At 46.1% G+C, this 5,279-nt stretch carries 7 protein-coding genes and 1 pseudogene; 3 read left to right on the top strand and 5 right to left on the bottom strand.

Going from position 1 to position 5,279, the window contains the following annotated elements; translation table 11 throughout:
• Positions 1 to 265 precede the first annotated feature (265 nt).
• Both WBA89_RS19355 and WBA89_RS19350 read right to left on the bottom strand, forming a co-directional pair.
• Positions 266 to 601: a cupin domain-containing protein gene (locus WBA89_RS19355; RefSeq protein ID WP_424408824.1), complete on the bottom strand. Its 336-nt coding sequence runs from the start codon at positions 599 to 601 to the stop codon at positions 266 to 268.
• A 14-nt stretch (positions 602 to 615) separates the two neighbouring features.
• Positions 616 to 1,395 carry an SAM-dependent methyltransferase gene (locus tag WBA89_RS19350; RefSeq protein ID WP_424408823.1) on the bottom strand — a complete coding sequence of 260 codons (780 nt, stop codon included), beginning with the start codon at positions 1,393 to 1,395 and terminating at the stop codon, positions 616 to 618.
• 86 nt (positions 1,396 to 1,481) lie between these two features.
• On the opposite strand from WBA89_RS19350, the gene WBA89_RS19345 reads away from it, so the two are divergent.
• Positions 1,482 to 1,736 carry a hypothetical protein gene (locus WBA89_RS19345; protein ID WP_424408822.1) on the top strand — a complete coding sequence of 85 codons (255 nt, stop codon included), beginning with the start codon at positions 1,482 to 1,484 and terminating at the stop codon, positions 1,734 to 1,736.
• Entirely contained in the window at positions 1,733 to 2,200 is a 468-nt protein-coding gene (locus WBA89_RS19340) for a hypothetical protein (RefSeq protein ID WP_424408821.1), read from the top strand. The genes WBA89_RS19345 and WBA89_RS19340 overlap by 4 nt, the downstream gene beginning before the upstream one ends.
• Before the next feature lie 369 nt (positions 2,201 to 2,569).
• Here WBA89_RS19340 and WBA89_RS19335 read toward each other — a convergent pair whose 3' ends face one another.
• The 3 genes from WBA89_RS19335 to WBA89_RS19325 form a co-directional block, all read right to left on the bottom strand.
• Complete coding sequence (locus WBA89_RS19335) at positions 2,570 to 2,776, bottom strand: hypothetical protein (RefSeq protein WP_424408820.1); 207 nt, start codon at positions 2,774 to 2,776, stop codon at positions 2,570 to 2,572.
• Positions 2,777 to 2,893: 117 nt separating this feature from the next.
• Positions 2,894 to 4,003, bottom strand: coding sequence for a glycine oxidase ThiO (gene thiO, locus WBA89_RS19330; protein WP_424408819.1), 1,110 nt, complete (start codon positions 4,001 to 4,003; stop codon positions 2,894 to 2,896).
• A gap of 155 nt (positions 4,004 to 4,158) precedes the next feature.
• Complete coding sequence (locus WBA89_RS19325; protein WP_424408818.1) at positions 4,159 to 4,497, bottom strand: 2Fe-2S iron-sulfur cluster-binding protein; 339 nt, start codon at positions 4,495 to 4,497, stop codon at positions 4,159 to 4,161.
• A 114-nt stretch (positions 4,498 to 4,611) separates the two neighbouring features.
• On the opposite strand from WBA89_RS19325, the pseudogene WBA89_RS19320 reads away from it, so the two are divergent.
• Positions 4,612 to 5,279: pseudogene (locus WBA89_RS19320) on the top strand (citramalate synthase); the annotation flags it as partial.

The raw sequence follows: 5,279 nt of genomic DNA, 5'->3' as shown, positions 1-5,279 counted from the left end.
GCTACGGAGGCGGTCATTTCAGGAATCAATGACAAGGAGCGTGGGTGAAGAGTCATAATAAATTATTTAGTATGGTGCCTCATTACACAATCATTCTGCCTATTCAGGACGGCGATGTCTGAGGGGTCAAACCCCTCACAGATTCGCCAACAGTCTCATTCCATTCGCCTGGTCTTATTCTCACTCCGCTATTTTAGGGTTTTGTTTGTGTAGCCGCGAATTCCATTCGCCCGGTTTTATTCTCACGAATTCCATTCGCCCGGTCTTATTTGCCCTCCGAAAATGTCAAAACAAACGCCAGATTTTCTTCAGATTTCAAGGCGTGGGGCGCTCGTGCGGGCATGAATACAAATACTCCCGGTTCCAACACTATATCCTTACCTTCGAGCGTCAAAACTCCTTTTCCTGCCACTACATTGATTGTGGCATTGCGTGCGGAATTGTGCTCGGAAATTTCCAAACCTGCGGCAAGACAAAGTAAATTGTACTGACAATTGTTGTCTTTGAGTAAAGTTTTCTTCACCACTCCGGTGGCGGAATATTCAATTGCGTCTCGGAGTTGGATAAATGAAGATTGTAGCGGTAAAAGAGTAGCAGTCATAAATTTTTAGTCCCTTAAGATTGTTTTTGAGCACAGATGACGATGTAGCCTAAATCCTGTTGGTACTTCTGGAAAACTCGACGCATTGCTAAAACTCGATCGCGAATTTGCGATTTACTTAAAACATTCCACAAAATCCGCACAGTACCCACAAACCCTTCATCATCAATCATTCGCGGCAAGTTGAGAAGTCCCATCGCCCCGGTTTGAGACTTTTCTACCTGCAAACCCGCGTTTTGACAAACAGCAATCCAGTCTGACTCAGACAAAGGTGTGGAATTAACCCGAATCACTTCTGATAAAGCTTTGTTAATTTCTGATTGTCGGTTTTTGGCTAAAAGTTCGTGAGACAAAAACTTGCCACCTGGCTTTAGCCGATCGCCAATTCCTGATAAAATCTTTGCTTTCCCCGACGGCGACTGCATCGTCAGGATAGCTTCAGCCAACACCCAATCAAACTGCACAGAAATCCGATCCAAGTGCAAAATATCTGCTTCGATAATTTCGACTCGATCGCTCAAACCTGCTGCTGCAACGTTAGCACGGGCGCGCGCCGCACTGTCGGGATTTTTCTCAACTCCGACTACTTTAACGCCAAAACGTTCAGCAAGGGCGATCGAACTATATCCAAAACTAGCAGCCAACTCCAAAACAGTATCCCCAGGCTGAAAATCTGCCCATTCAAATAACATTTCCGTAGCAGCTTTTCCCCCCGGCCTCAGCATTTTCTTACCAGCCGCCGCCAGCACTACATGGCCCGGCGCCGTCTTAAAATTGAGAGTAGTATTGGTCATAAAATTGACCTCCTATTTAAGCTTGCTCTCAGCTTACCCAATTCTCCTAAATACTTCTACGATCTAGCTCATATTCAAATTATCGTATGGTGCGCCAGTTCGATCGCCCCCGACCGATCGCCGGATCTTGCTCTCAAATCTGGTTATTTGCGGCCCTAGGGGCGATCGACAAACTTTGTATCACCCGCAGGCATTTTTGGCAAACCGCCTCTGCTTTGCCAAATTTTACCTCCTGGAGACCGGAATTTGAAGGACGATCGCACTTGCCTGCGTTATTTGTGTTTGGAGATAGCTCAGATTTGCTACAATCTAGTCGCACGCAAAACTACAAGGGATTATGACCGAACTGTTAGATGAGACACTTTCTATTGAAATCGCGACTCGCATCAAAAGCAACTCTAAAAATTGCTTTGACAACGCCTCTAAAGCAGCATTAGCAACCGAGGGCGCAATCTACGTCCAAGGCTTTTTAGCTCGACCGGGAGCACCCTACAAACCCATCGAGTATAGCTGGATTGAACTCGGCGAGCGAATTGTTGACCCAACCTTTCCCCACCTCGGCTTCATCGCTGCAGACATTCATTACTTCCCCGCCCAGCGATTGAGCGTGAAAAAACTCAAAGCAATCCTAGAAGAATCAAAAGAAGATTATCCAGAAGACGACCCGCTGCCGGTTTACGGCAATCAACCCTATGAATATTACGGTGATGTGATGTTAGGCGGTAAAGATTACCAAAATGCTTACGATTTGGCTGCCACTAAATGCCGGGAATTGAACCAACCCCAAAAACCGGAATTGAACTAATTCAGGACTTACCCAAAAATGGTTTAACGCGCTACTTACAGCGGTAAGGTGTGCACTGCACACCCTACAGATAGAGATTAGTGTCGCAACTGTTCTGCCGATTAATAGACTTCATCATGACTTCCAAAATCTACAAACACGGCTTTTTCATCTTCTGTAAAGTAGAAAGTACCCTTTCGTCGTAATCTACGCTAAAGCTCCAAAACTCCTTGAGCCTACCGGACAATTTATGAGTTTTTAAGCTTGGTTCAAACGGCTCTCTGATGAACTTCTCCAGCTTTTGCCAAAACCTAGCCTCCAAATCAGCATCACCTTTGATCCGCCTTTTGAAAGCACGCTTGAATGAAGAACTAAAACTGACTTCCACGATTATTCCTCTATCATTATTCTGAGTTCATTAACGTTAGCGGAAAATTCAAGTTCACCTTTTTGTTGTTCAACCTGCGCTGACTTAAAGTTTTGATACATCTCTTCGCGACGTTCTTCCCGGAGATATTGCTTCAACAACATTTGAAGCTCTTGCTTTTCGTCAGTAGAAAGATTCTCGATCGTCTCGACCACATCACTGAAAGTCATAACTTACAAAACCCTATTGTGCCGATCAGATTATAGCAAAAAATATCTTTTAGGTTGACTCTCCTTTCTCGTTCCCAGGCTCTGCCTCGTCTTGAAACAAGCAAAAAATCTCACTAACTAATCACCATTTTTAAACCCCCAATGTTCAGGAAACCGAGAATAATGAAAAGCAGCCAATAACGGATCTAATTTCTGATTCCAAATCAAATCAGCTAACAATTTAGCCGTCACCGGAGCCAACAAAATACCGTTGCGATAATGCCCCGTCGCCAGCGTCAAATTCTCCCAAGCACTCGCACCCAAAATCGGCAACTCATCAGTCGTAGCAGGCCGAAATCCCCACCATAACTCCAGAATTGGATAATTTTGTAATTCTGGATATAACTGCATAGCTCCTGCTAGCAAGCTTTGGATTCCCGCCGCAGTATTTCCCGAAGTAAAATCCACATTTTCGCTAGTTGCACCGATAATAATTCTCCCATCTTGACGCGGCACAATATAAATGCCGGTGCCGAATAAAACTGTTTGCAGCGGCTGAATGATTCCACAATTTTCTGGGACGCATACCGACAGCATTTGCCCTTTTCTCGGAAAAACAGGAACATTTAACAACTGCTCAGACCAAGCACCTGTTGCCAAAACGTAACGGTCAGCTTGCAATTTTCCTGCCGTTGTTTCAACACCCAAAACTCGATTTTCGTCCCGAATGATTTTTTCTGCACAGTCTTGAACAATCTCAATCTGCAATTCTTTTGTTGCGGCTTGAAGTGTCCGAAATAAAGCGCGGTTGTCAACTTGAGCGTCGTCAGGATACCACCAGCCGCCTATTACTTCTTCACCCAATCCTAACTGCTGCTGGCGAACAGCATCTCTGTCCAACCATTGAGAGTTGAGGTTTGACACAGATTGCTGTTCTTGAAACTCATTTTGACACACAGGCGCGAGAATTCCCGATCGCCAATATCCCGTTTTCAATCCAGTAATCTCTTCTAGCCGTTCCACCCACCCTGCATACAGGGCGCGACTTTGCAAGCACAAATCCAGCATCGGACTGGGGGGAATTCGTTCGGCTTGGGGGGCGAGCATTCCGGCTGCAGCCCGCGCCGTCGGTTGTTTAGAATTGGTGGTGAGAACGGCGACAGATGCTCCTCGCAACTTCAGTTCAACTGCTAGGGAAAGGCCGATGATTCCGCCGCCAATAATCAGAATATCTTGAGATGAATTCATTGACTTGTTGCCAGAAATCCTTAACTCCGTTATCTATAATGGTAAGGTGCGTCAGATGCCGAAATCCTCGATAATCGTTTGAGAACTTCGTCTGACGCACCCTACGAGTCGATTGAATTGTAACAGGGGCTTGAGTCCTGCGAGCGACAAAAAATCTATGCTTCCGGTTTCCAGACAGTTTCCGAGCCCTGGCCCCAAAAACCGTCATATTTTGTCACCTTAATATCGCCTAAAACCTTAGTTTGGCAGGACAAACGGCGGTTGGATGCCCCAGAGTGGGGAGGAAGCGAAAGTCGGGCTTTTTCGCGCCACTCCGGTTCGGAAACTTCACCCTCGACAGTGACGGCGCAGGTGCCGCAAGTGCCTAGCCCGTGGCAGTTGATCGCTTTGGCGTTGCCGTTGTAGAGATCGATGCCGTTTTTGAGCAAAACTTCACGGAGATTCGATTCGCGATCGCACTCAAATGTTTTTCCCTGCGCTTGTACCTTAACCACAGCAATTTACCCCAATTAGATTTATGTTAATTTTCCTATATATTATTGCATTTATTTTAAATATATTCATCTAATATAAGTCATATCTTACCAAATTCTCTATCCCAATTCCCCATGACAAATCGGCTCTGGATCTACGATACCACGCTGCGAGACGGCGCTCAGTGCGAAGGACTCTCCCTATCTCTCGAAGACAAACTGCGTATCGCCCGTCAGTTAGACAGTTTAGGAATTCCCTTTATAGAAGGCGGCTGGCCGGGAGCTAATCCTAAAGACGTACAATTTTTTTGGCGGCTCAAAGAACAGCCGCTAACTCAAGCAGAAGTTGTAGCTTTTTGTTCGACTAGGCGGCCGGGAAAAACGGCAGCAAACGATGAAATGTTGCAGCCTATTTTGTCCGCCGGTACTCGCTGGGTAACGCTGTTTGGCAAGTCGTGGGATTTGCACGTTACTGAAGGTTTGAAGACGACGCTAGCAGAAAATCTGGCGATGATTCGAGATACCGTTGAATATTTGCGGAGTCAGGGAAGGCGGGTTATTTACGATGCCGAACACTGGTTTGACGGCTACAAACACAATCCCGATTATGCTATTCAAACTTTAGCAGCGGCAGCGGATGCCGGTGCAGAATGGCTGGTGCTTTGCGATACCAACGGCGGCACTTTACCCCACGAAGTAACTCAAGTAGTTCGCGATGTGGCAGGAATAATAGAAAATTGGGATATTTCTAAATCGGAAATTTACCCCCCCCAACCCCCCCTTATTAAGGGGGGGAGAAAGTC

The organism is Microcoleus sp. (assembly GCF_049646505.1).
GTDB lineage: Bacteria > Cyanobacteriota > Cyanobacteriia > Cyanobacteriales > Microcoleaceae > Microcoleus.
The sequence above is the reverse complement of the archived record's forward strand: the minus strand, read 5'-3'. Positions and strand labels throughout refer to the sequence as shown.

Excerpts from the sequence above, each read along its gene's own strand:
- WBA89_RS19355 (WP_424408824.1), bottom strand. The coding sequence starts at position 601 with ATGACTGCTACTCTTTTACCGCTACAATCTTCATTTATCCAACTCCGA.
- WBA89_RS19350 (WP_424408823.1), bottom strand. The coding sequence starts at position 1,395 with ATGACCAATACTACTCTCAATTTTAAGACGGCGCCGGGCCATGTAGTG.
- WBA89_RS19345 (WP_424408822.1), top strand. The coding sequence starts at position 1,482 with ATGGTGCGCCAGTTCGATCGCCCCCGACCGATCGCCGGATCTTGCTCT.
- WBA89_RS19340 (WP_424408821.1), top strand. The coding sequence starts at position 1,733 with ATGACCGAACTGTTAGATGAGACACTTTCTATTGAAATCGCGACTCGC.
- WBA89_RS19335 (WP_424408820.1), bottom strand. The coding sequence starts at position 2,776 with ATGACTTTCAGTGATGTGGTCGAGACGATCGAGAATCTTTCTACTGAC.
- thiO (WP_424408819.1), bottom strand. The coding sequence starts at position 4,003 with ATGAATTCATCTCAAGATATTCTGATTATTGGCGGCGGAATCATCGGC.